Genomic DNA, 22,018 nt, shown 5'->3' with positions numbered 1-22,018 from the left:
ATCCTGTCAGCCCGACAGTAAAAACCCCCTGACCAGCGTCGGGGGGCAGGATGTTTTCCTGAGCACTGTTCGGTGTGCCAGTGCTGAATACGTGGTCTCGGGGTCGCGCCGAATAGTGCGGTTCCTGACCCGTGAGGGTGCGCACTCGACGAATCGTGTCGCGTTGGCATGGGCGGGTCCTGATCCGGTGTGGCCAAGTGATCCACGGCAGAGTTACGGGAAACGTTCGGGCACGCGAGGGGTAGCACGACTCGAAACGGGCAGCTGGCGGGTCGACTCGTGGCCACCGAGTCGCGGTGCCGCCGCGCAGAACCGACGGCACCGCCGCGTCGGCACTGGTGCATCTTCGAGGGCGGCTCAGGCCGAAGGAAGTAGCCACTAGAGCCGCCACCTGCGGGTGTGATTCAGTTGCCCTCGTGAGTCTGACCGTGCACGTCTTTACTCTTCGGGACGGCGAGATGTTGTTCCTCGACGCGCCGAAGGATTGGATGAACCTTGCCGGGTTCGAGAGCTGGCGCACCGAGGTATGGGGTAGTGCGGCCGTCCGTGAGCTGGGCGCACGGTTTTTCCCGGTCCTGGCGGAGGATAATCTGTGGGTCGAGCCGGATGAGGTGCTGGAGTTCGCGGGTGAATGTGCCAGGCTCGGCCACAACCTCAGTGCGATCGCGCCGTTTCCGTACCCGCCGTGGCCCGATGCGACACATTTGACGGTGATCGATGCGGTCGCGGCCAACCTGGTAACTATCCAGCTCGCGGCAGGGCGTGCGCTTGGCGTCGGTGGTGGAGTGGTCATTTGGTAATCGACCCAACGGCGACCGACTACACAGACCCTGAACCGTCCGATCAGGTGAAGACTCTGGTTCAGGAGTGGAGCCACCGACGATTACAGGATGAGTGGACCGATGAGGATCGGTGGCGAAGGACCCGCGCCAGACCTACCGGTGGCGGCACTCGTCGCCGACGTCCGCACCCAAGAGCTGACGTGCTGGGTGTGCGGGCAGCCGATCGACTACACCGCGAAGCGGTTCGACCCGAACGGGTTCGAGGCCGATCACTACTATCCGGTGTCCACGCACCCGCATCTGGCGTTCGAACCGGCCAACATCCGGCCGAGTCATCTGCGCTGCAACCTTTCTCGCGGCAACGCAGAGCCCGCTCCGGCGGGTGCGTGGGTGCGGTCGGAGTTCTGACCGCTACCGGGGCTGGCCGGTCATAACCGGCGGCCGAGGACGCCACCGAGGCCGGACGCGACCTCGATGGGTAGCCACGGCGCACCGCTGAACGACTCCATGCTTGAACCTCACCTCCATCAGGGGACTTCGGCGTGGTCGGGTCGAGCGACCACTGGCCAACAGGCGCGGACGGCCACGGCCGCGCGGACAGCGAATCGAACTCGTTGCGGCACAGCCCCTCTGACCCGCATCGAGCCGAAGAACTATTCGCAGCGGTAGTGCAGACGGATTGGTCTGGATCCAAATTTCGGACAGCCCGGTCGGCATCGGTGTGCGGACCTGGACACTCGCGAGGGGAGGGGCGGGTCGAAAGTCGAGCCCGCTCGGCTTCTCGACTCCCCGTCGGCTCTGAACTCTCCCCCGAAGGGCTACCCCCATCGTGCGACGCGCGCACGGGCCACCCCAGAAACCGCTTCACACGTGTGTACGCCGTGGCGGGGATCCGGTTGGCCGCGCTGCCGTTCGCCGACCCGAACTTCACCCCGCAGTGGCAGATCGGCGTCCTGATCCGCGGCATGACCGAGCTGCCGGTTCGCCCGCACGGGTAACCCCCCGGAGGGATATTCGGGAGTCGTGTCCACCGACCGGTGGACATGAGATTCGATCTGTCGAGGCTGTTCGGAGGTCGGGGTCGGCCAGCAGCATTCAGGTATGCGAAATCGCCTGGTAGCCATCGCTGGTTGGAGCGCACGTCGTCCGTGGCTCGCCACCGTCGGATGGTTCGTGTTCGTTGCCCTGTGCGTCGGGGTGGGGGTGGGAGTCGGTGGGCGGCCGGCCGCCACAGAGGATTTCCGGATCGGGGAAGCCGGGCGGGGGGAGGCGATCGCCGCCTCGGGCGGACTGCAACAGCGGGCCGTGGAACGGATCCTCATCACCGGGAACGGGGCCCGGTTGGATGCCGCCGCCGATGGCGTCGCTCGGGAGGTCACCGATCGGATGCGGGCGCTGCCGGAGGTCGAATCCGTGGCACCACCGGTGTATACGGCGGACCGAACGGCGCTGCGTATCGATGTGACCATGGCGGGTGCGGAACTCGACGGTGACAAGCATGTCGGCGCGCTCCGGGCGCAGACCGAGCTGGTGCAGCGGGCCCATCCCGGGCTGCTGATCGAGGAGACCGGTGGGCCCTCCGTCAGCAGTGGCGTCGACGAGTTGCGCGGGCGGGATCTGGCTCGGACGGAAATGATCGCGTTGCCGGTCACGGTGATCACGCTGCTGTTCGTCTTCCGGTCGGTGGCGCTGGCGCTGGTGCCGGTGCTGCTGGCCGTCTCCTCGATCGTCGCCGCGATCGGGTTGTCGATGCCCGCCTCACACCTGTTCCCGGACAACGGGATCGGCACCAACATCATCCTGCTCATCGGGCTGGCGGTCGGTGTCGACTACACACTGTTCTATTTGAAGCGCGCCCGGGAGGAGCGCGCTCGCTGCGCCGGAATGCCGAATACCCGGGCGGTGGTGGAACTGGCCGCGGCGACCTCGGGTCGGGCGGTCGTGGTGTCCGGGCTCGCCGTGGCGGCCTCCACCGCGACCCTGTATCTCGCCGATGACGTGATCTTCTCCTCGATCGCGACCGCCGCGATCCTGGTCACGCTGGTCGCGGTGGTCAGCTCGCTCACCGCGCTGCCCGCACTGCTGGCGATGCTCACCGAGCGAGCGGAGCGCCGGGCCGTGCGCCGGGCCGCGCACGCCGGACCGGTCGGCCGGACGCCGTCGAAGGGCGGGCGGTTCACCGGATTCGTACTCCGTGGGGTCGCGGCGAAACCGGCCACCGGGCTGGCCGTTTCGGTGCTCGCCATGCTCGTGCTCACCGCACCGGTGGTCGGCCTCGAACTCACCGATATGGGGCGGGAGACCCACCCGCGCACGATCCCCGCCATGCAGACCTTCGATCGGCTTCATGCCGCCTTCCCGGAACTGAAGTCGATGCACCAGGTGGTCGTGACGGCGGACCCGGCCCGGGCGAACGAGGTCGCGAGCGCGCTGCGCGCCCTGGCCGGACGGGCCGCGGCCGATTCGGCGCTGACGGGCACGTCGAATCTGCGCACCTCCGGCGACGGTCGGGTCAGCCTGCTGGAACTGCCCGTGCGGCACCATGTCGGCGACAAGGCGGCCGTGGAGTCGCTCGAACGGGTTCGCGGGGACTATGTGCCGGCCACGATCGGCGCGCTGTCCGGCATCGACTTCGCGGTGACCGGTGAGGTCGCCCGCTACGCCGACTATCCGGCACATCAGAAGCGGAAACTGCCCATGATCGTCGCGGCATTGCTGCTGGTGACCTTCGTCCTGACCGCCGCGGCATTCCGTTCCCTCGTGCTCGGCCTGATCGGTGTGGTGCTGAACCTGCTCTCGGCGGGCGCCTCGCTGGGCCTGCTGACCCTGGTCTTTCAGAACACCTGGGCCGAGGGCCTGCTCGATTTCGACTCGACCGGCACGATCGGTTCCCGAGTTCCCCTGCTGCTGTTCGTGATCCTGTTCGGCCTGTCGATGGACTATCAGGTCTTCGTGCTGAGCCGGATCAAGGAGGCCGTCGACGGCGGTGCCACCATTCGGCAGGCCGTGCTCGACGGCGTCGGCGGTTCGGCGGGCGTGGTGACCAGCGCCGCGTTCGTCATGGTCACGGTGTTCGCCAGCTTCGTCCCGCTGCACATCATGGAGATGAAGCAAATGGGTTTCGCGCTCGCTGCCGCCGTGCTACTCGACGCGTTCGTCATCAGGATCGTGATCCTGCCCGCCCTGCTGCTCCTGCTCGGTAATCGAACGTGGTGGCCGACGCGGCCGACCGCTGTCACACAGCGCCGCGCGCCGGTGAAAGTAGGCTGATCGAAATGAACCAGCAGCCGGGCACCGACGATCGGTTTCGGATCCGGACACTGCGGCGGTGGTACCTCCTCTGCTGGGTCTTGTTCGGCCTGTGCCCGCCGGTGATCGCGGTGCACGACAGGGCCGACGCCACGAAGTACGGGACGTGGGCGCTGGTGGCGGTGCTCGCCCTGAGTTACCTGATCCTGCGGTCGTTTCCGGGCAATCCCGTGGTGCGGCCCAGCGGGTTTCTCGGGATGCTCGTGCTGGTGCTCGGCGTGACGGCAATTCTGCTCGACGGCGGTGCGGCGTTCTTCATCGTGTCGCTGCCCATGTTCTGGATCCACACCGCCACCGCGCGTCAGGCGATCGGCTTCCTCGGGGCGGCCGCGGTGGCCACCCTGGTCGGGACCTTCACCGGGTCGCCATTTTCCCCGGGCAATGTGGTCTTCACCCTGATCGGCCTCGCCGGCGGTGTCCTGCTCGGGTTGTGGATGGACCGGGTGATCAGACAGGGTGACGAACGCGCCCGGGTGCTCGGCGCCGAACTGGCACGCACGCAATCGGAGCTGGCCGTGGCGCATCGACGCCAGGGCGCGGCCGAGGAACGCGAACGGCTCGCGCGCGAGATCCACGACACGCTCGCCCAGGGCTTCGCCTCCATCATCGTGCTGGCCGAGGCCGCCCGCGGCGGCATCGACACCGATCCGGTGACCAGCGCCGAGCAGCTGCTGTCCATCGAGCGCACCGCCCGCGAAAACCTCGTGGAGGCACGCGTACTCGTCGGCTCCGCACCGGCGGGCGGGGCCGCGTCCGGTGGTATCGCGCAGTCGCTGCGGCGCATCCTGGACCGGTTCGCCGAGGACACCGGACTGACCGTGGATGCTCAATTGCGCGATATCGAATGCGATCAGCCCACCCGGATCGCCCTGCTGCGCTGCACCCAGGAGTCGCTGGCCAATGTGCGCAAGCATGCCGGGGCCGGCACCGTGAGCGTCACGCTAACGGGCGGAGCAACCGGGGTGGAACTCGAAATCACCGATGACGGAATCGGATTCACTCCCCACGAGGCACGCGGCTTCGGCCTGAACGGGATGCGCACCCGCCTCGCCGAACTCGGCGGCGAGCTCACCGTCACCAGTTCACCCGGCGAAGGCACCCGCATCTTCGCCGTGCTACCCGCCGATGATCGGATGTGACATGGCCGAACCCGTGCGCCTGATTCTCGCCGACGATCACATCGTCATGCGTGCGGGTCTCGCGGCACTGCTTGCCGCCGAACCCAGCGTCGACATCGTCGGCGAAGCGGAGAACGGCAGCGCCGCGATCGAGCTCACCGAGCGGTTGAAACCCGATGTGGCCCTGCTGGATCTGCGCATGCCGATCCTGGACGGCGTGGCGGCCACCCGGGAGATCGCCACCCGCACCGCCACCCGCGTCCTCATCCTGACCACTTACGACACCGACTCCGAAATCGAACGCGCCATCGAGGCCGGCGCCATGGGCTATCTCCTCAAGGACACCACCCGCGACCAACTCGTCGAGGCCATCCACGCCGCGGCCCGCGGCCGCACCGTCCTGGCCCCCCGGGTCGCGGATCTGCTCGTCGCCCGGATGCGCCGCCCCGAGCAGATCCCCCTGACCGCCCGGGAAATCGAGGTGTTGCGAGCCGTGGCCGCCGGCCTTTCCAATCCCGAGATCGGCAGGCGCCTCACCATCGCCGAGGCCACCGTCAAGACCCACCTGCTGCGCATCTTCGCCAAGCTCGATGTCAGCGACCGCACCCACGCCGTCGTCGTCGCCATGGATCGCGGCCTCCTGCCATGAACGTAGAAACGACGCCGAGGATCGCTCGGCTACCTCGCGGGTAATCGGTCGACATCCGCCGCGGCGCGGAGGAATTCGCGCTGCTGGACGGCCTGCTCGGCGAGGGCGCGCTTGCGCTCGCCGAGCAGGTCCGCCACCTCGTCCGGGGGCAGCACGACCATCAGGGCTAGTGCGCCTCGAACTGTCGGTATTCCTTGCGCGGTATCGACACCAGGTCGGGACGGTTTCCGGGCGTCGATGTGGCGCGGGCATCCCGGCCAGATCGGCTCGCGGGGTGGACGGTGGTCACGGTCTGGTGGTTTGTTCGAGGTGGATGAGTACCGAGTGATAGGGGTGGCCGCTGGCGTGTTGCATGCCGAGTTCGCAGGTGCGGTTGGCGCTGAGGTAGGCGTCGGCGGGGGTGGCGGCTATCTCGGCGATCTCGGTTTCGGTGGCGTGTTCGGTGAGTTCTCGGTGCAGGTAGCCGCGGTCGCCGGCGAAGCCGCAGCAGGTGGCGACGATCGGCTCGACGACATGGTCGGCGAATGCCGCGGCGAGGGTGGCGAGATCGCCGGTGTTGTCGAGGTGATGCATGGAGCAGGTGGGGTGGATGACAGCGGTATTGATTCTGGTGGTGATGGCGAGGTGGGGCAGCAGTTCGCGAGCCCAGGTGATGCTGTCGCGGATGTCGAGCCGGGCATGGCGGTGCCGGTTTTCGTCGGTGAGGTAGGGCAGGATTTCGCGGTGGGCGCCGAGGGTGCAGGAGCTGGCGTCGATGATGATGGGCAGTCGGCCGTGGTCGCTCCAGCGCCACAGGTTGTCCACGAGCCGGTTGGCCATGAGCGTGTTGCCGGTGTCGTAGCCTTTGCTGTGCCAGATGGTGGCGCAGCAGGTGCCGATCACGTCGTCGGGGATCCATACCGGTTGTCCGGCTCGTTCGGCCAGTCGCACAACGGCTTCCGCGATGGTCGGTTCGTCGGTGCTGCCGACGGGGGTGCCGAAGATCCGGTTGATGCAGGCCGGGAAGTAGACGGCGGTGGCGCGGGTTTTGTCGGTGGCGGGAAGTCGGGCGGGTGCGGGATGGGGGGTTTCGGGGAGCCATTGGGGAATGAGGTCGCTGCCGAACAGCAGTCGTGCGAGGCCGGTGATCGCTCGCAGGGGCAGGTCGCCCGTGAGTGCGGCGAGGACGCGGCCGAGGCCGACCGCGCGGCGGGCGATGCGTTCGATCGGTCCCCAGTGGCGGGCGGTCCAGGCGGCGATGCGTTCGGCGCGGGCGCCGTGGGTGGCGTGGCGCAAGCGTTTCATGGCGGCGCCGGTGTCGATGCGCACCGGGCAGGCGATCGCGCAGCTGGCGTCGCCGGCGCAGGTTTGGACCGCGTCGTAGTCGTAGTCGTCGGTGAGTGCGGCGGTGACCCGGTTGGGTTCGCCCTGGCGGGCGATTTCGCGTTGCAGCACGATGCGCTGCCGCGGTGTGGTCGTGAGATCCCTACTGGGGCAGACGGGTTCACAGAATCCGCACTCGATGCACCGGTCGAGTTCGTTGTCGACCGTCGGCATGGTCTTGAGGTGGCGGATGTTGGCGTCGGGGTCGTCGTTGAGCACCACGCCCGGGTTGAGGATACCGGCGGGATCGAGTGCGTGTTTGACACGGCGCATGTATTCCACAGCCGTCGCACCCCACTCGCGTTCGAGGAATGGGGCCATGTTGCGACCGGTGGCGTGTTCGCCTTTGAGCGAGCCGTCGTAGGTGTCGAGGATCAGCGAGACCACGGCCCGCATGCAACGGGCGTACCGATCCACCTGCTCGGACGAGGAGGGGTCCAGGGCGAGAGCGAAATGCAGGTTGCCCGCCGAGGCGTGGCCCTGGATCGCCGCGCGGTAGCCGTGCTCGGTCAGCACGCGGTGCAGGTCGACGGCGGCGTCGGCGACCCGCTCGGGCGCGACGCAGACGTCCTCCCCCAGCAGCACGGTCCCGTGGGGTCGGGTGGCGCCGAGTTCGGCGAAGATGCCCTCCCGGACTCGCCAGTAGGTGAGCGCGGTCGCGGAGTCGCGGGTGAATTCGCCCCGGACCGAATCCGACGTTGCCGCCAGGACCTTGGCGGCGGCGTTCTCGAGATCGGCCAGGGTCGCGGGGTCACCGGTGCGGAATTCCACCAGCAGCGCCGCCTCGGTGTCCTCGATCTCGCCGAGCCAGGCGGGCGCGCCGGGCACCGTCGCCGCGGCGTGCAGGGATTCGGCGTCCATCAGTTCCGCGGCGTGGGCGCCGGCGGCCATCATCGGCGCGACCAGGGAGGTGGCGGTGTACAGGTCGCGGCAGCGCAGCAGTGCGGTGGTATGCAATCGCCCGAAAGGGACTGTGTCGAAGACGATTTCGCTGAGGAATCCGAGCGTGCCCTGTGAGCACACCATCAATCCGCGCAGGATTTCGGTAGGGGTGTCGCCGTCGAGGAGGGCATCGAGCCGATATCCGTTGGTGTTCTTGATCGCGAACTTCTGCCGGATCCGCGCCGTCAGAGCGGTGTCGGCCGCCAGATCGGCCTTGATAGCGAGTAATTCGGTGACGAGATCGGGTTCGGTGGCGGCCAGCATCGCGTCGGCGTCCGGGTCGGCGGTGTCGACGATCGTGCCCGAGGCGAGCACGATCCGCAGCGAGCGCACCGTGTGATACGAGTTGCGGGCCACCCCGCAGGACATGCCGCTGGCGTTGTTGGCGACCACGCCGCCGACGGTGGCCGAGCCGCTGCTGGCCGGGTCCGGTCCGAGCATCCGGTTGTGGCGGGCCAGCAAGGCGTTGGCGTGGGCGATGATCAGACCGGGCCGTGCTCGCAGCCGCGCGCCGTCGGCTTCGACCGTGCCGCCACCGAAGTGGCGGCGCACGTCCAGCAGGATGTCGTCGCCCTGGGACTGGCCGTTGAGACTGGTGCCGGCGGCGCGGAAGGTGACCGCGCGATGATGTTCGCGCGCGTACCGCAGCACGGCGGCGACGTCGCGTTCGTCACGGGGCACCACCACCACCTGGGGGATGAGCCGGTAGGGGCTGGCGTCACTGGCGTAACGCACCAGGTCACTCGGCCGGGACAGGACCTGTTCGGTGCCGACGAGCCGCTCGAGATCGGTGCGCAGTCGTCGCGGAGTGCCGCGGGTCAGTGCACCCGCGAGCCGGTCGGGGTGCGCCGCGGTGTCGATGGGCAGCGCGGCACGCAGACGTGTTCGCACGGACATGACCGAGACCTCCAGTAGTCGGTGTCAACGGGCGGCGGCGAGAGTGGAGACAAACGACTGCAACCGCTGCGGCACATCCATCAGATCGGTGTGGAACTCGTACACCCGCAGCGCGGGCGCGGAGCGGTTGAACTCCTCCAGCGCGTTATCGAGTTCGGCGGTCGTGCGTATCTCGGTGACCGGAAGGTCGTCGACCGCGGTGATGGCGCGCACGACGGCACGGTGGTTCCACAGCGGGATGTCGTTGTAGACGGCCGTGGCACCGTCGATGATCCGCTCGATCGTGTAGCCGTGATTGTTGATCAACATGACCGTCACGGGTAGCCGCCAGCGCGCGACGGTCGCCAGCTCCTGCACGGTCAGCTGCAGCGACCCGTCGCCGATGATCAGCACCACCCGCCGCCCCGGAGCCGCCAGGCTCGCCCCGAGCGCGGCTGGCAGTGCTCCGCCGATCGAACCCCAATGCGTCTGCGCCAGATACGTCACGCCGCTGGGCAGGTGCTGGCTCAGCATCCCCCACGCGGCGGTGCCCGACCCCACCACCACGACATCACCAGGACGCAACGCCGACGCGACCCGCGGCCACAGCGCCGCCTGGGTCAGTCGCCCGCCCGCGCCCTGCGCACTCGCCGTTGGAGCGGCCGGAGGAACCGTCGAATCCCAGCCGATGCCGGCGAGTACCTCACCGAGGGCGTCGAGGGCCTGGTCGAACGGCAGCGGCGCGAACCGACGGCCGGCCACCGTGCCGTGGTCGGGCCGCACGTCGACGACTCGGCTCTCGTCGAATCGTGCGGTGAATCCGGCGGTTTCGGTGTCCGACAGCGGCGTTCCGATACGGATCAGCAGCGGCGCCTTCTCGACCGCTTCACGCACGGCGGGTTCGCTCGCACCGCCGTCGTACAACCCCAGCCAAACCACCGCGTCCTCGTCGACCGTCCCCTTGCCCATCGGGGTGATCGCCACCGGGATGCCGGTGGACACAGCGAGCCGCTGTACCCGTGCGGCGAGCCCGAAACGCGCCGCCTCGTGCCCGAGCAACAGCACCGCCCGCGCGCTATCGGCGGCGAGAGCGGCCACCGCCGCGGCGAACTCCGCAACGGCCGAGCCGGCATCGGTGAACTCGGCGACGGCCGAGCCGTCATCGCCCCGCGGCTCGGGGGCGGGCGCATGCCCCTCGGGCAGCGCGGCCGTCGCGACATCGGAGGGAATCGCGATATAGACCGGCCGCCGCTCCCGCTCGGCCGCGGCCAGGACCCGATCGATCTCGCTGGCCGCGTTCTCCGGCGACAGGACCGCCTGCGCGGCGGTCACTTCGTGGTACATCCGCGCGAAGTGATCCCACTGCCCGTCGGGCAGGCCGTGATGCATGACCGCGTGCGCGGCGCACTGCGCGCGCGACGGCACGCTCACGATCACCACGATCGGCACGTTCTCCGCACACGCCCCCGCGACACCGTTGATTCCGGACAGCTCTCCCACCCCGTAGGTGAACGCCACCGCCGACAGGCCGTGCACGCGCGCGTAGCCGTCGGCGGCGTAGGCCGCGTTCAATTCGTTGGTGTTACCGACCCACTGCAATCCGTCGTGGGCGAGCACCTCATTCAACAACGCCAGGTTGTAATCACCCGGCACACCGAACACGTGCCGAATCCCGCGCTCGGCCAACCGATCCAACAAATAGTCCGCGACCTTCACCACAGCCTCCCTTCAATACCGATGCATTCGACAAGCAGCGCGCAAATCAAAGGAGTGACCTCACCGAAAAATGGCGGCGGTGTCAGGTGTTGCTGTTCTTCTCGATCCGTTTACCCGCGAAATAGGTTGCCAGCACCTGTGTTTCGGCCAGGTCGTGCGGGTCGACGTCGAATGGATTGCGGTCGAGCACGATGAAATCTGCCGATCGGCCGGGTCGCAGTGAGCCGGTGCGGTCGTCGATCCTCAATGCGCGGGCGCCGTTGTGGGAGTACATCGCAAGCGCCTCGGCCACGGTCAGACGCTGGTGTGGGCCCAACGCACCCGTTCGGCGGCCGGTGGGGTCCTCGCGAGTGACCAGGCCCGCGATCGCGGGCCACGGATTCGGCTCGCTCACCGGCCAGTCCGAACCGCCGGCCAGCAGCGCCCCGGCGTCGATCAGATCCCGGCAGGGGCTCAGCCGCTGCAAACGGGCCTGTCCCAGCGGGGCGCTCGTCTGATCCACCAACGGCCCGGGGAACCACAGCGGCGGTGACATGTCGGCGACCACGTCGAGTTCGGCGAACCGGCCCAGATCGGCGGGGTCGACGAAATGCGCGTGCGCGATGTGCACGATCGTGTCCCGATCGCCGTCTGCCCGCAGCCTCGCCACGGCGTCCAACGCCTGTCGCACCGATGCGTCGCCCGAGCAGTGGATCTTGACCGACAGGTTCCGCCGCGCGGCAACCCGCAGCCACTCGGTCAGTTCGGCCGAATCCATCGCGGGCCGGCCGCGCCACTGATCGTCCTGGTCTCCCGAAGGGACGTAGGGTTCGAGGAAGTACGCCGTTCGGCTGGGCGGCACGCCGTCGAGGAAGATCTTGACGAAGGTGGGCAGATGACAGCGGCCGCGCAACTGCTGTCCCTGCTCGAACAGCGCCTCACCCACCGGTTCGCTGCCCCGGATCGGATCGCGTGCCATCATCGCCGACACCGCCCACGCCGATAATGTGCCCTCGTGGTCCAGCCGGTCCAGGGCGCGCAGCGTGGCCAAGCTGGCCGCGGCTTCACCGAAAGCGGTGATACCGAAAGAATTCAGGGTGGACACCGCATGAGCGGTGCCGCGCACCTCGCGCTCGTGTATATCTCCCTGTGCCGCGGCAGCGGCTCGATCCACCGCTATCCCCGCCGGTTCGGTGAGCAATCCGACCGGGCGCCCGTCCTGGGGATCGCACACGACCCCGTCCCCGCCGTCGACGATTCCGGCCGCCCGCAACGCCGCCGAACTGACCCACCGGTTGTGGTAGCTGTCGTCGGACAGCAGCACCGGCCGACCACCGGCGGCGTCGTCCAATGCTTCCAGCGCCGCGCGCGATCCGAGACGATCGGCGAGCGTGTTCGGCCATGACCCGCCCACGATCCACTCGTGCTCGCCGCGCCCGGATGCCGCCGATCGGACCGCGGCCAGGATGTCGTCGAACGACGCTTCGGGCGGCAGGACACATTCGAACAGCTCCTTGTAACCGCCATCTGTATGCGTGTGCACATCGACCAGGCCCGCCATGGCGAACCCGCCGCCCAGGTCCAGATATTCGGTATCCGGTCCCGTCCATTCCCGGACGTCGGCCGTGGCCGCGATCCGGCCCCCGCGGACGGCCATCGCATCCACCCACGGCGCGGAACCATCCATCGTGTAGATCCGGCCATTCCCGACAACGAGGTCAGCGTATTCGTCGCCCACCGTGCCTCCGATCCGTCCGCCACGAATTACTCGATCCGAACCAAACACCGCCAGCTCGTCCCTCGAGTACCGGAGAGCAGATTGCCCGGGGGTGGGGCAATCACACCTGCCCACGCAACATGACGGCGCCCGCCACCCGTACCTCTCCCCGCCACCGGTTCACCCGAGATGCGTCTTTGTTACAAAATAGCGAACACGAGCCAGCATGACTCGAGGGCTCGCAGGCAATTACGTGGATTTCCTTCATCGCAAACCGGGCTACGCGCCCAGACAATCGGACCCAGCTCTGCGGAAAACGGTTCTACTTGGGAATATCTGTGCGTATCGGTCGAGAACTCGATTATGATATGCACTGTCCAACACGCGCCAGTACCACCAGAGTTCGGATGACAACGCGGTCGGTGTGCGCACCGATCGTTTTCGGAACCCAGCGCGGTATCTGCTGAGTTTCTGTGATTGTGCATCCTTGCTTCCCAGCGGACGCGAAAGGACAGGTGATGACGATTTCGACACCCGAGCGCGTGGACCATCCGTTGGCGTTACCGACAGCCGAAGAGATAGCCGAGGTCCGGGAGATCGTCACCGCGGCGGGACTTGTCTCCACCGCTACCCGTTTCGCCTATGTCGGTCTCGAAGAACCCGACAGACACCGCCTCTACGCTCGACACGCCGACACGGATTTCGATCGGCGCTACCGCGTGCTGTTGCAGGAGACGGACCGGCCTGATGCCGTCGACGCGGTGGTGTCGCTGCGCGCACGTTCGGTGCTGTCGCAGCGCAACATCGACGCGATCGTCGACGGGCAGATGCCGGTCCTGCTTGAGGAGTTCGGGCTGGTAGAACAGATCCTGGCCACCGATCCCGCCTGGCTGAAAGCCCTCGCGGCACGCGGCCTGGATATCGCCCAGGTGCGCGTGTGCCCATTGTCGGCCGGTGTCTTCGACTACCCCGATGAGCAGGGGCGCCGAATCCTTCGCGGATTGGCGTTTCATCAGCAGAACGAGAAAGACCTCCCGTGGGCCCACCCGATCGACGGCCTGGTCGCCTTCGTCGATATGACGAACCGGCAGGTGCTGCAGGTGATCGACACCGGCCCGATGCCCATCCCGGCCGAATCCGGCAACTTCGACGACCCGGCGGTGACCGGACCGCCACGGACCACCCAGAAACCCATCGAGATCACCCAGCCGCAGGGCCCGAGCTTTACCGTGACCGGCAACCTCGTCGAGTGGGAGAAATGGTCGCTGCGAGTCGGATTCGACGCCCGCGAAGGACTGGTATTGCACCAGATCGGTTTCCACGACCACGACCGGATCCGTCCCATCATCCACCGTGCATCGATCGCGGAGATGGTGGTCCCCTACGGCGACCCCTCGCCGGTGCGGTCGTGGCAGAACTACTTCGACACCGGGGAATACCTGGTCGGCCGATTCGCCAACTCCCTCGAACTCGGCTGCGACTGTGTCGGCCACATCGAATACTTCGATGCCGTGCTCGCCGACGAGAGCGGAAACCCCCGCACCCTGCGTCACGCGATCTGCATGCACGAGGAGGACTTCGGGGTGTTGTGGAAACACACCGACCTGTGGACCGGCTCCCGCGAGACGCGCCGGCAACGCCGCCTGGTGATCTCGTTCTTCACCACGATCGGCAACTACGACTACGGCTTCTTCTGGTACCTCTACCTCGACGGCACCATCGAATTCGAAGCCAAGGCCACCGGCATCGTCTTCCCCTCTGCCTACCCCGAAGCGGACTACCCGTACGCTTCCGAGATTGCCCCCGGCCTCGGCGCCCCCTACCACCAGCACCTGTTCTGCGCCCGACTGGACATGATGATCGACGGCCCGCGCAACCGCGTCGACGAGATCGAATCCCAGCGTGTGCCGGCGGGCCCGGACAACCCGCACGGCAACGCCTTCACCCTGCGCCGCACCACCCTCACACGCGAATCGCAGGCACAGCGCCTCGCCGACAACCGGACCGGCCGCAGCTGGCACATCCTCAATCCCGACGCACGCAACCGGCTCGGCCAACCGGTCGGCTACATGCTCTATCCCGAGGGCAAACCACCCCTGCTCGCCGCCGACGGGTCGTCCATCGCCAAACGCGCCGCCTTCGCCACCAAACACCTCTGGGTCACCGCCTACGACCCCGACGAACGCTACGCCGCAGGCGATCTGGTGAACCAGAACCCCGGCGGTGCGGGACTGCCCGCCTACGCCGCGGCCGACCGATCCGTCGACAACCAGGAGCTGGTGGTCTGGCACACCTTCGGAATCACCCACTACCCACGACCCGAGGACTGGCCTGTCATGCCTGTGGACTACACCGGCTTCGTCCTCAAACCGGCCGGGTTCTTCGACCGCAACCCCACCCTCGACGTCCCCCGAACAGCCACCGACCACTGCCACCAGTAATCCTGTGGTCCGCTAGACCCGCGTCGCCGAGACCCAGGCCGACGACTACACCGTCGAACCGCCGGCTGCGGACATTTCATCCGCGAAGAACGCCCGCCGAACTCCGCCGGAATTCACCTGGGCCTGGCAACGCGGGCCGCCCGCCCGACATGCCGGCTTCGGCTGCCATGAGCGTATGCAGAGGAGACCCGGATATGCCGTACGACGATCTGCGATCGTTCCTGGCCGCTCTCGAGAGTCATGACCAACTGCTGCATATCACCGAACGCGTGCAGCCCGAACCGGACCTCGCCGCGGCGGCCGTGGCCGGTATCCGCATGAGTGATCGTTCTCCCGCTTTGTATTTCGACAACATCGCCGGCTTCACCGATGCGCGCGTACTGATGAACACCGTGGCCGGTTGGCAGAATCTCGCCGTCGCGATGGATCTGGATCCGGGGTCCTCGGCTCGCACGATGTTCGACGAATGGGTGCGGCGCTGGGATGCCTACCCTGTCGCGCCTGAGCGCCGGGACAACCCCCCGTGGGCGGAGAACACGGTGTCCGGTGACGACATCAACCTGTTCGAACTGATGCCGCTGTTCCGGCTCAACCAATTCGACGCCGGGTTCTACCTCGACAAGGGCGCAGTCGTCAGCCGAGACCCCGAGGACTGGAACAACTTCGACACCCAGAACGTCGGCTGTTACCGGATGCAGGTCCGCCACCGACGCCACCTCAATATTCTTCCGATCCCGGTGCACGACCTCAGGCGAGACTGCCCTGAGCCCTCAGCTCGGCGACGATGTCGGCCGGGAGATCCCATTCATCGATGTGCTGCTGTGTGACATAAACAGGGAGACCTGCTGGATGTGAGAAAACGTTGTCCGGGTCGTACGTGCGTTTGATCGCGATCAGCTTCGGCAGGTTTCCGGCATACCACCGGTAGCGGCTTTTCACGAGATATGTCATCGAGCCGTTCTTGTATACGCCATGAATATAGGGTTCGAGCTGGTGAAACAGTTCGTCAATCCATGACATGCATGGCTCGCGATCGTTCTCGTCCTGCCAGGTGGTTCGCAGCAGCGGCTCCAGCGTCGATGTCCGCCATGGATAGGCAGTCGCGTCGGGGGCTGGTTCGCAGATCTTTCCGCCGCGGGCGTAAATCGCAACCGACGACTGCCCCGGGCCGCCGCGGACAGCGCTGCCTATGATCGCCCGCGCGGTTTCGTCCAGCTGGTCGGTCATTACCGCCACCGAGGACCACATGACGTGTTCATCGAAATCCGCATTGTCGACGCTCGCGTACTCGGACATGATTCCGGTCAATGCCGCGGCATAATCTCCGTATTCTCGAATTCGCTGCCCTGTCGCGCAGGCGCGTTCGGTCAAGAACCTGGGCAGCAGCGTGCTGAGCGCCTTCTCCGGGCCCGCGAACATGATCATAACCATGACCCGGTCCTTGCTGATCACAAACGTCGAGGTCAGACGTGTATCGGTGAAGGGCGCCCAATCCTGCCACGCCCGCAGGACCTGCTCGTAGTCCGCCGGATCCCAGGACAACACCAGGCTGGCGAACTCGGTGACCGGCGTCGCCTGATAGATCAGCTCGGTCACTATGCCGAAGTTCCCGTTTCCGCCACCGCGCAGCGCCCACAGCAGGTCTGGGTTCTGGTCGGCGCTTGCCTGGATCACCTCGCCGGTCGCGGTGACCATCGTGGCGGCGAGAAGCTGGTCGCAATTCACCCCGAGAAATCGATGCAACAAGCCGTTCCCGCCACCGAGACAGTGGCCGCCGACGCGGACACCGGAGCACAGACCAGCGGCAAGGGCCAGTTTGTGCGGCGCGAGGGCGGCATAGACCGCGCCCAGCGTGGCGCCCGGGCCGACCCGGACCCGCGCGACATCGTCATCGATGGCGATGTTGTTCAGACGGCGCAGATCGATCACGACACCGTCGTCCACCGACGACTCACCGTCGTAGTCGTGTCCGCCTGACCGCACCCGGAACGGCACCTTCCGATGAGTCACGTTTCGGATACACGCGACCACCTCCTCGGTCGTCGTCGGCAGCAGGATCTCGGCGGGCCTGCGCTGATACAACAGGTTCCAGCCAAGCCTGGTCTCCTCGTACGCCTCGTCACCCGGACGAACAGCATCTATTCCACGCGGAGCCCGCGAATCCGCATCCGCTTGCTTCGCTGTCGCCATCGGCTCGCCCCTTCCGCGTCACGACCACACGAATTGACAACCGGCGCGAACTCGCGATAGCCAAATATTAACCGAAGGAGCGCTGCTCCCGGCACCTACGGCGTATGCCTGCCGAGCTCACCACCGCCGACTGGCTGGCGCGCGATGTGGACGGGTGTGGCGTGTTATCGACCGAGTTGGGAATCGGCGAAGCCGAGGGCATCGGCCGCTGCCGCGGTGGGGATCGTCAGATGCGTGGCGGGGTAGGTGCGGTAGGTGACGGGCTGGTTGTTTACGCGCAGTTGCGCGACGGTGGCGTCGGTCAGGTTCGGTTGGACGAGCGTGTCGGCGAGGCCCTGACCGATGAACACCGGACGTTGGTAGCCGGTGAGCGGGATATCGAGCACCGGGGCCGCAGTGGCAGGGAAATCGCCTGTGGCCACGGGTGCGGCGAGCAATTGCGCGAAGGTGATCCCGTGGTATTTCTGGAACAGCTCGGCTGGACAGAGTCGGCCGTTGTCGGCGACGTACTGCGCTCCATGCGGAGTGAGGTAGGGGCCGGGATCGAACTCCGGGCGCGCGACGGACAGCCCGCGCAGGATCTTGGCCAGCATGTCGGCCTGCGGTAGCAGCTCGGGCGGGGTGGGGGTGGCGGGGTTGCCGAGGACGGCGAATTGCTCGGTGAGATGGTTGGCGGGTGCCAGCGCGATGGCGCCGCGGTAGTCCAGTTCCGGTGCGTAGACGGGGGCGAGCGCGGCGGTGAAAAGGACCGCGTGCCCACCCTGGGAGTGCCCAGCGGCGAGCCAGCTGTTCGACAGTGACGGTTCGGCGGCGCGGGCGGCGCGGACGATGTCGATGGCGTTGTGTGCTTCGCTGTGCCCGTCGAGGTAGGCGGCGACACCGGGGTCGCCGTAGAAGGCGTAGTCGGTGGCCACGACGGCATAGCCGTGGGTGAGCCACCACGACAGGAAGTCCTCGTCACCGCTGTCGGAGTTGGAGGTCGAGGGGGCGCAGGTGGCGGCCAACCCGACCGTGCCGTGGTGCCAGGAGATGATCGGCCATCCACCCGGCGGAGGGCTGCCCGCGGGCAGGAACACCCGTCCGGTCGTGCGCACCGGTTGATCCTGCGGGCCGGTGGACCAGTAGGTGATCCGGCGTTCGACCGCGGCCCCGGCCGGATGCCCACCATCGGTCAACGCCCCCACGGCAATCACCGATCCCGGCGCTGCCGCACCCGGATCGGCCGATGCCGACACCGCCGACGCGGCAGTCACGAGCAGTGCGGCCGCGATCGCGGCCGATAACACCACGCCTCGAACTTCCATGTCGAGCCCTCCTCTCGGTGCCGCGGGAGCTCGTCCTGCTGCCGTGGCGGGGACGAGCGTGGCAAGTGCGAACCACAATTGGTGTGTAGAAAATGTTTGTTTTCGTACTATATCTCCTATATCTCGACTGCTTCCGCGGTCGTATCGGAGTTGGTCACTTCGACCCGGGGCCAGGGACCGGGCTTGCTGTCGTGACCGCTGTGGTGGCAACCAGGGCCTTGCCGGTGGCCACGCGAAACGCGCAGTCCGATGCGCCTACCGGATAAGCTGCCAGGCAAGCTTTTTCATCAACACGCACGACGAAAGCACCAGCTTCGGAGACATGCCGGTATCAAGCACATTCATTACCTGGTTCGTCGAATTCCTCCCGCGGCCCCTTATCTTCAACAATCCCGCCAATCCTGGACATCACAGATCGCGTGGCAAGACAGCGATATTCGCAGCTTTGCCGACGGGCTCCACCAAACGCCTGCAACGCCTCCGCGGTATTCGTCCCGACCCGCCGGTGCGAATACATCGCGTCATTGGCATGAGCCGATGCCCTCGCCAAGGCCGAAGACGTGGCGTCCCAGTACGCGCTCAACGTCTCCAAGGTCGACTGCAACACCATCGATACCTGGCGCAAAGCCGTCGAAACCGGCGTCACCGAAGGGCTGAAAACCAAAATGGACGCCGCCGTGAACGTCGTCGGCCCGCTACCGACGGAAATGCAGTACACATCCACCGCAAAGCCGTTGGCGGCCAAGGTCTCTCAACGTACCGGCGACCAATACATAGTCCGGGTCTTCATCGACATGACCTCCCGCAGCCACGAAACCCCATCGGCATCACCGCCACCGCCAGCTACACCATCACCCTCGACCGCGCCAGCAGCTGGACCATCACCGACGTCGGCGGCGTCGGCGCGAGCCTGCCCGAACCGGGGCGAACCCACCGGCCGCCCCTCCGGCCGATGATGAGAACCACGGTTTCGGGTCCCCTGGGGGTCGAGGGGGCGCAGTTCAAATCCTGTCGGCCCGACGGTCGAAACCCTCTTTTCGGGTCCAGCGTTCGAGGATACCGCGGCGGTCGGGCCCGGTCTCGGAGGCGTGGGGCTGGATCTGGTTGCGGCGATTTTCCCGCTGCTCGAGAGAGGTGTCGACAAAGTCCGCGACCATCGGTGTGTGGTACCAGGCGGCGGTCTGGGCCAGGAAGGCGTTGTCGTCGAACGGCATCGGAGGGACCCGGATGTTCGCGTCGGGTGGGTGGTTGTGGCGGTGGGCGTGGGCTGCCGCGGCTAGCCAGCACGCGGCGGCGGCGGGTTGTCTTCGGCGTGCTGGAACACGGCGGGCGATGAGGAAACGGTCGGCGTCTTCGAGGGTGTGTTCTCGGGTGTACGGTGCGAGTTCGGTGATGGCGTCGTTGATTTCGATGACCTTTCGGTAGGTGATCCAGTCCAGCTCCTCGCGGTGGCGGGGTAGCAGCCGCGGCTCGACCGCGGCCGGCACGTGAAGCACGACGTTGGGGAATTGGGTGGTGAGTTCGCTCCACAGGCCCGAGATGCGGTGCAAGCGACGCTGATCGACGACCCACCGGGTGATGGCGGTGATGCCGGGCAGCGCCACGCTGGCCGCCAACAGGACTTCCTTCAGTCCCAACACCGGCGGGACCCATTCGAGAATCGACCGTTGGTGAGTGATGTTGCCTGCCAGCAGGATCGACCACAAGACAACGGCGACGATGCGGGCCGTCGCGAAGAGTATCAGCGTCCACCGAGTCTCGGTTCTCTTCACCCTGCTCGCGAGGATGATTGTTACGGCGATGATTCCGATGTCGGAGACGATGTGGTGACCGAACAAGGCGATCCAGTACTCGATCGGCACTCCCGGGGCTGTGCTGACGACCCGATCGTGCGGCGGGCCGGTGGAAAGAATCGCCGCCATCGCGCATACCGTGGCGGCGGTGAACGTCAGATAGATGAGGTGGATTCGGCCGAATCGTGCGGCGAACGAGAACAATACGGCGATCGTGACGTAGGTGGCCATCTGACTCGCGTGGCGGGTGAGGTCGACCGCTCTTTCCGAGCTCAGCAGCGGAGCGAGCGCGTGGATCACCCACGGAAGATAGAGGGTGGTCGCGAATGCCACGGACGCGAGTGCGATCCACAGTATTCGAGCGAACCGGTCGCGCCAGACGAACGGTGCGCGCAGTATCAGTGTCGCCCACAGCAGGGCGACGCTCAGAATCACCCCGAGATGATCAGCCATCGCGTCAGCTGGATCGGGGCGAGCGCCGCAGGCCGAAGGCCGTTTCGAGGACGCCCAGCAGCATGGTGGTGTTCGCCGGGAACCGATTTCGGCTTCTGGTTTGGATCAGGCTGGCGAGGACCTCTGCCTCGATCTCTTGGGGATCGGAATACCCGTCCACCCGGAAATGAGCCTTGTCGATGACGAGGTCGGGAAACAGGTGTTCGGTCGTGGCGCCCGATGATCCGTTGTGGCCGGCCAGGAGATGCCCCAGCTCGTGGGCGATGATGTGGTCTCGATAGGTCCGGCTCACCGTGCCGTTGTAGACGATGAAGTCCTCGGTGGCGCTCGAAAGGCATAGGCCGGACGTTTGATTGAACGCGAGCGGCGTGGGGACCAGGTGAATTGTGCGGCCGGTTCGCTGTTCGAGCCGGGCCTTGACCGACATGACGTCGACCTCGTCGAGCTCGAGCGCGTCGATGCGGGCCCGACACCTGGACACCAGCTCCGCAATGTTCTGCTGCTCCGAACGGCAGCCCATGAAATACCCCACTACACCCCCCGCTGCCTGACCGTTCGACCCGGCGGAACATTTCCTCGCGTTCTAGTTCTCGGGATCGGCAGCGGTCGCCCCTTCCTTGATGCGCTGGATTTCGTCGACGATCCGAATCAGGGACTTTCGATCCAAATTGCTGAGTTTGGTCATCCGCAATGCCACGGCCCGAATATCCGCGTTGTGCAGTGCCGTGGCCAGAGCCAGCTGTGTCTCGACTCGTTCGGCCGCTTCGTCGTCGAAGAAATATGCCACCGGCACCCCGAAGAAGGCTGCCAGGGCCTCGAGATGCCGCATCGTCGGGTTGTCACGATGTCCGGTACGCAATGACCACACATACGCTTTCGAAAAGCTGGCGCCGCCGATCGCCCGGCAGCCGTCGGCCACCTCCTGCAGCGAATATTCCCGGCCCAGCGGTTGAACCGTCTGGAACAGGTACTCGATCTTCGCGGCCAGCGGCTTGGCGGCGGCATCTGTCATGGCGAGCTTTCGTATGCTGTGGTAAACGGTCCGGCCTGCTCGAGATGCTAGCCCAATCGACGCTTTCGTGCCAGCGGTGGGGTGGCGCTCGGGTCTCCGGTGCCGGGTGCCGCGGTCGAGACCCTGAACAGCGCCTTCGATGAACGTAAGCTGAATAGGTAACGAACTCCCTCCCCTTGATCTTCTCGGGTACAAGATCGTTCATTAGTGTCGACTGATGTAAACGGACTGAGAAAAAGTGGCTATCTCAGTAGACGGACACTTGCTGCCGCGGGTACGGGGACGAACCGGACGGCTCGGCGGGGCGACTCGAAGTCTACGTTCGCTGGACATCTATTCCAGTCCGCCGAGCAAGACGCGTGGACCGATCCGGGG

General features: G+C 66.6%; 17 protein-coding genes. 7 read left to right on the top strand and 10 right to left on the bottom strand.

All coding sequences use genetic code 11. The features are described 5' to 3' along the window. Positions 1-416 precede the first annotated feature (416 nt). From NDR87_RS33650 to NDR87_RS33630, 5 genes are all read left to right on the top strand, one after another. Complete coding sequence (locus tag NDR87_RS33650; protein WP_251917953.1) at positions 417-800, top strand: hypothetical protein; 384 nt, start codon at positions 417-419, stop codon at positions 798-800. 102 nt (positions 801-902) lie between these two features. Further along, a complete protein-coding gene (locus tag NDR87_RS33645; RefSeq protein WP_251917952.1) occupies positions 903-1,190 on the top strand; it encodes a recombination protein NinG in 288 nt (95 codons plus the stop codon). A gap of 693 nt (positions 1,191-1,883) precedes the next feature. Next, positions 1,884-4,052 carry an MMPL family transporter gene (locus NDR87_RS33640; RefSeq protein WP_251917951.1) on the top strand — a complete coding sequence of 723 codons (2,169 nt, stop codon included), beginning with the start codon at positions 1,884-1,886 and terminating at the stop codon, positions 4,050-4,052. Positions 4,053-4,057: 5 nt separating this feature from the next. Continuing rightward, on the top strand, positions 4,058-5,230 hold the full coding sequence (locus tag NDR87_RS33635; protein WP_251917950.1) for a sensor histidine kinase: 1,173 nt from the start codon (positions 4,058-4,060) through the stop codon (positions 5,228-5,230). 1 nt (position 5,231) lies between these two features. Continuing rightward, the gene (locus NDR87_RS33630) at positions 5,232-5,858 is read left to right on the top strand and encodes a response regulator transcription factor (RefSeq protein ID WP_251917949.1); all 627 of its coding nucleotides are present in this window, start codon (positions 5,232-5,234) and stop codon (positions 5,856-5,858) included. Between the two features lie 29 nt (positions 5,859-5,887). On the opposite strand, the gene NDR87_RS37535 is transcribed toward NDR87_RS33630, so the two are convergent. The 4 genes from NDR87_RS37535 to NDR87_RS33615 all read right to left on the bottom strand — a co-directional run bounded on the left by NDR87_RS37535 (position 5,888) and on the right by NDR87_RS33615 (position 12,390). Further along, on the bottom strand, positions 5,888-6,019 hold the full coding sequence (locus tag NDR87_RS37535; RefSeq protein ID WP_286014351.1) for a hypothetical protein: 132 nt from the start codon (positions 6,017-6,019) through the stop codon (positions 5,888-5,890). Between the two features lie 124 nt (positions 6,020-6,143). Continuing rightward, positions 6,144-9,059 (bottom strand): FAD-binding and (Fe-S)-binding domain-containing protein, encoded by a 2,916-nt coding sequence (locus NDR87_RS33625; protein ID WP_251917948.1) that lies wholly within the window; start codon positions 9,057-9,059, stop codon positions 6,144-6,146. Between the two features lie 24 nt (positions 9,060-9,083). Beyond that, positions 9,084-10,754: an alpha-keto acid decarboxylase family protein gene (locus NDR87_RS37795; protein WP_251917947.1), complete on the bottom strand. Its 1,671-nt coding sequence runs from the start codon at positions 10,752-10,754 to the stop codon at positions 9,084-9,086. An 82-nt stretch (positions 10,755-10,836) separates the two neighbouring features. Further along, positions 10,837-12,390, bottom strand: coding sequence for an amidohydrolase (locus NDR87_RS33615; RefSeq protein WP_251917946.1), 1,554 nt, complete (start codon positions 12,388-12,390; stop codon positions 10,837-10,839). A 578-nt stretch (positions 12,391-12,968) separates the two neighbouring features. On the opposite strand from NDR87_RS33615, the gene NDR87_RS33610 reads away from it, so the two are divergent. Together NDR87_RS33610 and NDR87_RS33605 are read left to right on the top strand one after the other, a co-directional pair. After that, entirely contained in the window at positions 12,969-14,891 is a 1,923-nt protein-coding gene (locus tag NDR87_RS33610; protein WP_251917945.1) for a primary-amine oxidase, read from the top strand. 194 nt (positions 14,892-15,085) lie between these two features. Continuing rightward, positions 15,086-15,718 (top strand): UbiD family decarboxylase domain-containing protein, encoded by a 633-nt coding sequence (locus NDR87_RS33605; RefSeq protein WP_251917944.1) that lies wholly within the window; start codon positions 15,086-15,088, stop codon positions 15,716-15,718. Here the strand turns inward: NDR87_RS33605 and NDR87_RS33600 are convergent. From NDR87_RS33600 to NDR87_RS33575, 6 genes are all read right to left on the bottom strand, one after another. Further along, positions 15,639-17,081 carry an FAD-binding oxidoreductase gene (locus NDR87_RS33600; protein ID WP_251917943.1) on the bottom strand — a complete coding sequence of 481 codons (1,443 nt, stop codon included), beginning with the start codon at positions 17,079-17,081 and terminating at the stop codon, positions 15,639-15,641. The genes NDR87_RS33605 and NDR87_RS33600 overlap by 80 nt on opposite strands. 164 nt (positions 17,082-17,245) lie before the next feature. Beyond that, the gene (locus tag NDR87_RS33595; RefSeq protein WP_251917942.1) at positions 17,246-18,385 is read right to left on the bottom strand and encodes a lipase family protein; all 1,140 of its coding nucleotides are present in this window, start codon (positions 18,383-18,385) and stop codon (positions 17,246-17,248) included. A 331-nt stretch (positions 18,386-18,716) separates the two neighbouring features. Continuing rightward, a complete protein-coding gene (locus NDR87_RS33590; RefSeq protein ID WP_251917941.1) occupies positions 18,717-19,130 on the bottom strand; it encodes a hypothetical protein in 414 nt (137 codons plus the stop codon). A 256-nt stretch (positions 19,131-19,386) separates the two neighbouring features. Further along, positions 19,387-20,631, bottom strand: coding sequence for an MAB_1171c family putative transporter (locus tag NDR87_RS33585; protein WP_251917940.1), 1,245 nt, complete (start codon positions 20,629-20,631; stop codon positions 19,387-19,389). A 4-nt stretch (positions 20,632-20,635) separates the two neighbouring features. Beyond that, positions 20,636-21,112: an ImmA/IrrE family metallo-endopeptidase gene (locus tag NDR87_RS33580; protein WP_251917939.1), complete on the bottom strand. Its 477-nt coding sequence runs from the start codon at positions 21,110-21,112 to the stop codon at positions 20,636-20,638. Between the two features lie 102 nt (positions 21,113-21,214). After that, positions 21,215-21,643 carry a helix-turn-helix domain-containing protein gene (locus tag NDR87_RS33575; protein ID WP_251917938.1) on the bottom strand — a complete coding sequence of 143 codons (429 nt, stop codon included), beginning with the start codon at positions 21,641-21,643 and terminating at the stop codon, positions 21,215-21,217. Between the last annotated feature and the right edge of the window lie 375 nt (positions 21,644-22,018).

Origin of the sequence: Nocardia sp. CDC159, assembly GCF_023740735.1 — a bacterium.
GTDB classification, from domain to species: domain Bacteria; phylum Actinomycetota; class Actinomycetes; order Mycobacteriales; family Mycobacteriaceae; genus Nocardia; species Nocardia pulmonis.
This window is presented reverse-complemented; position numbering and strand designations above follow the sequence as displayed.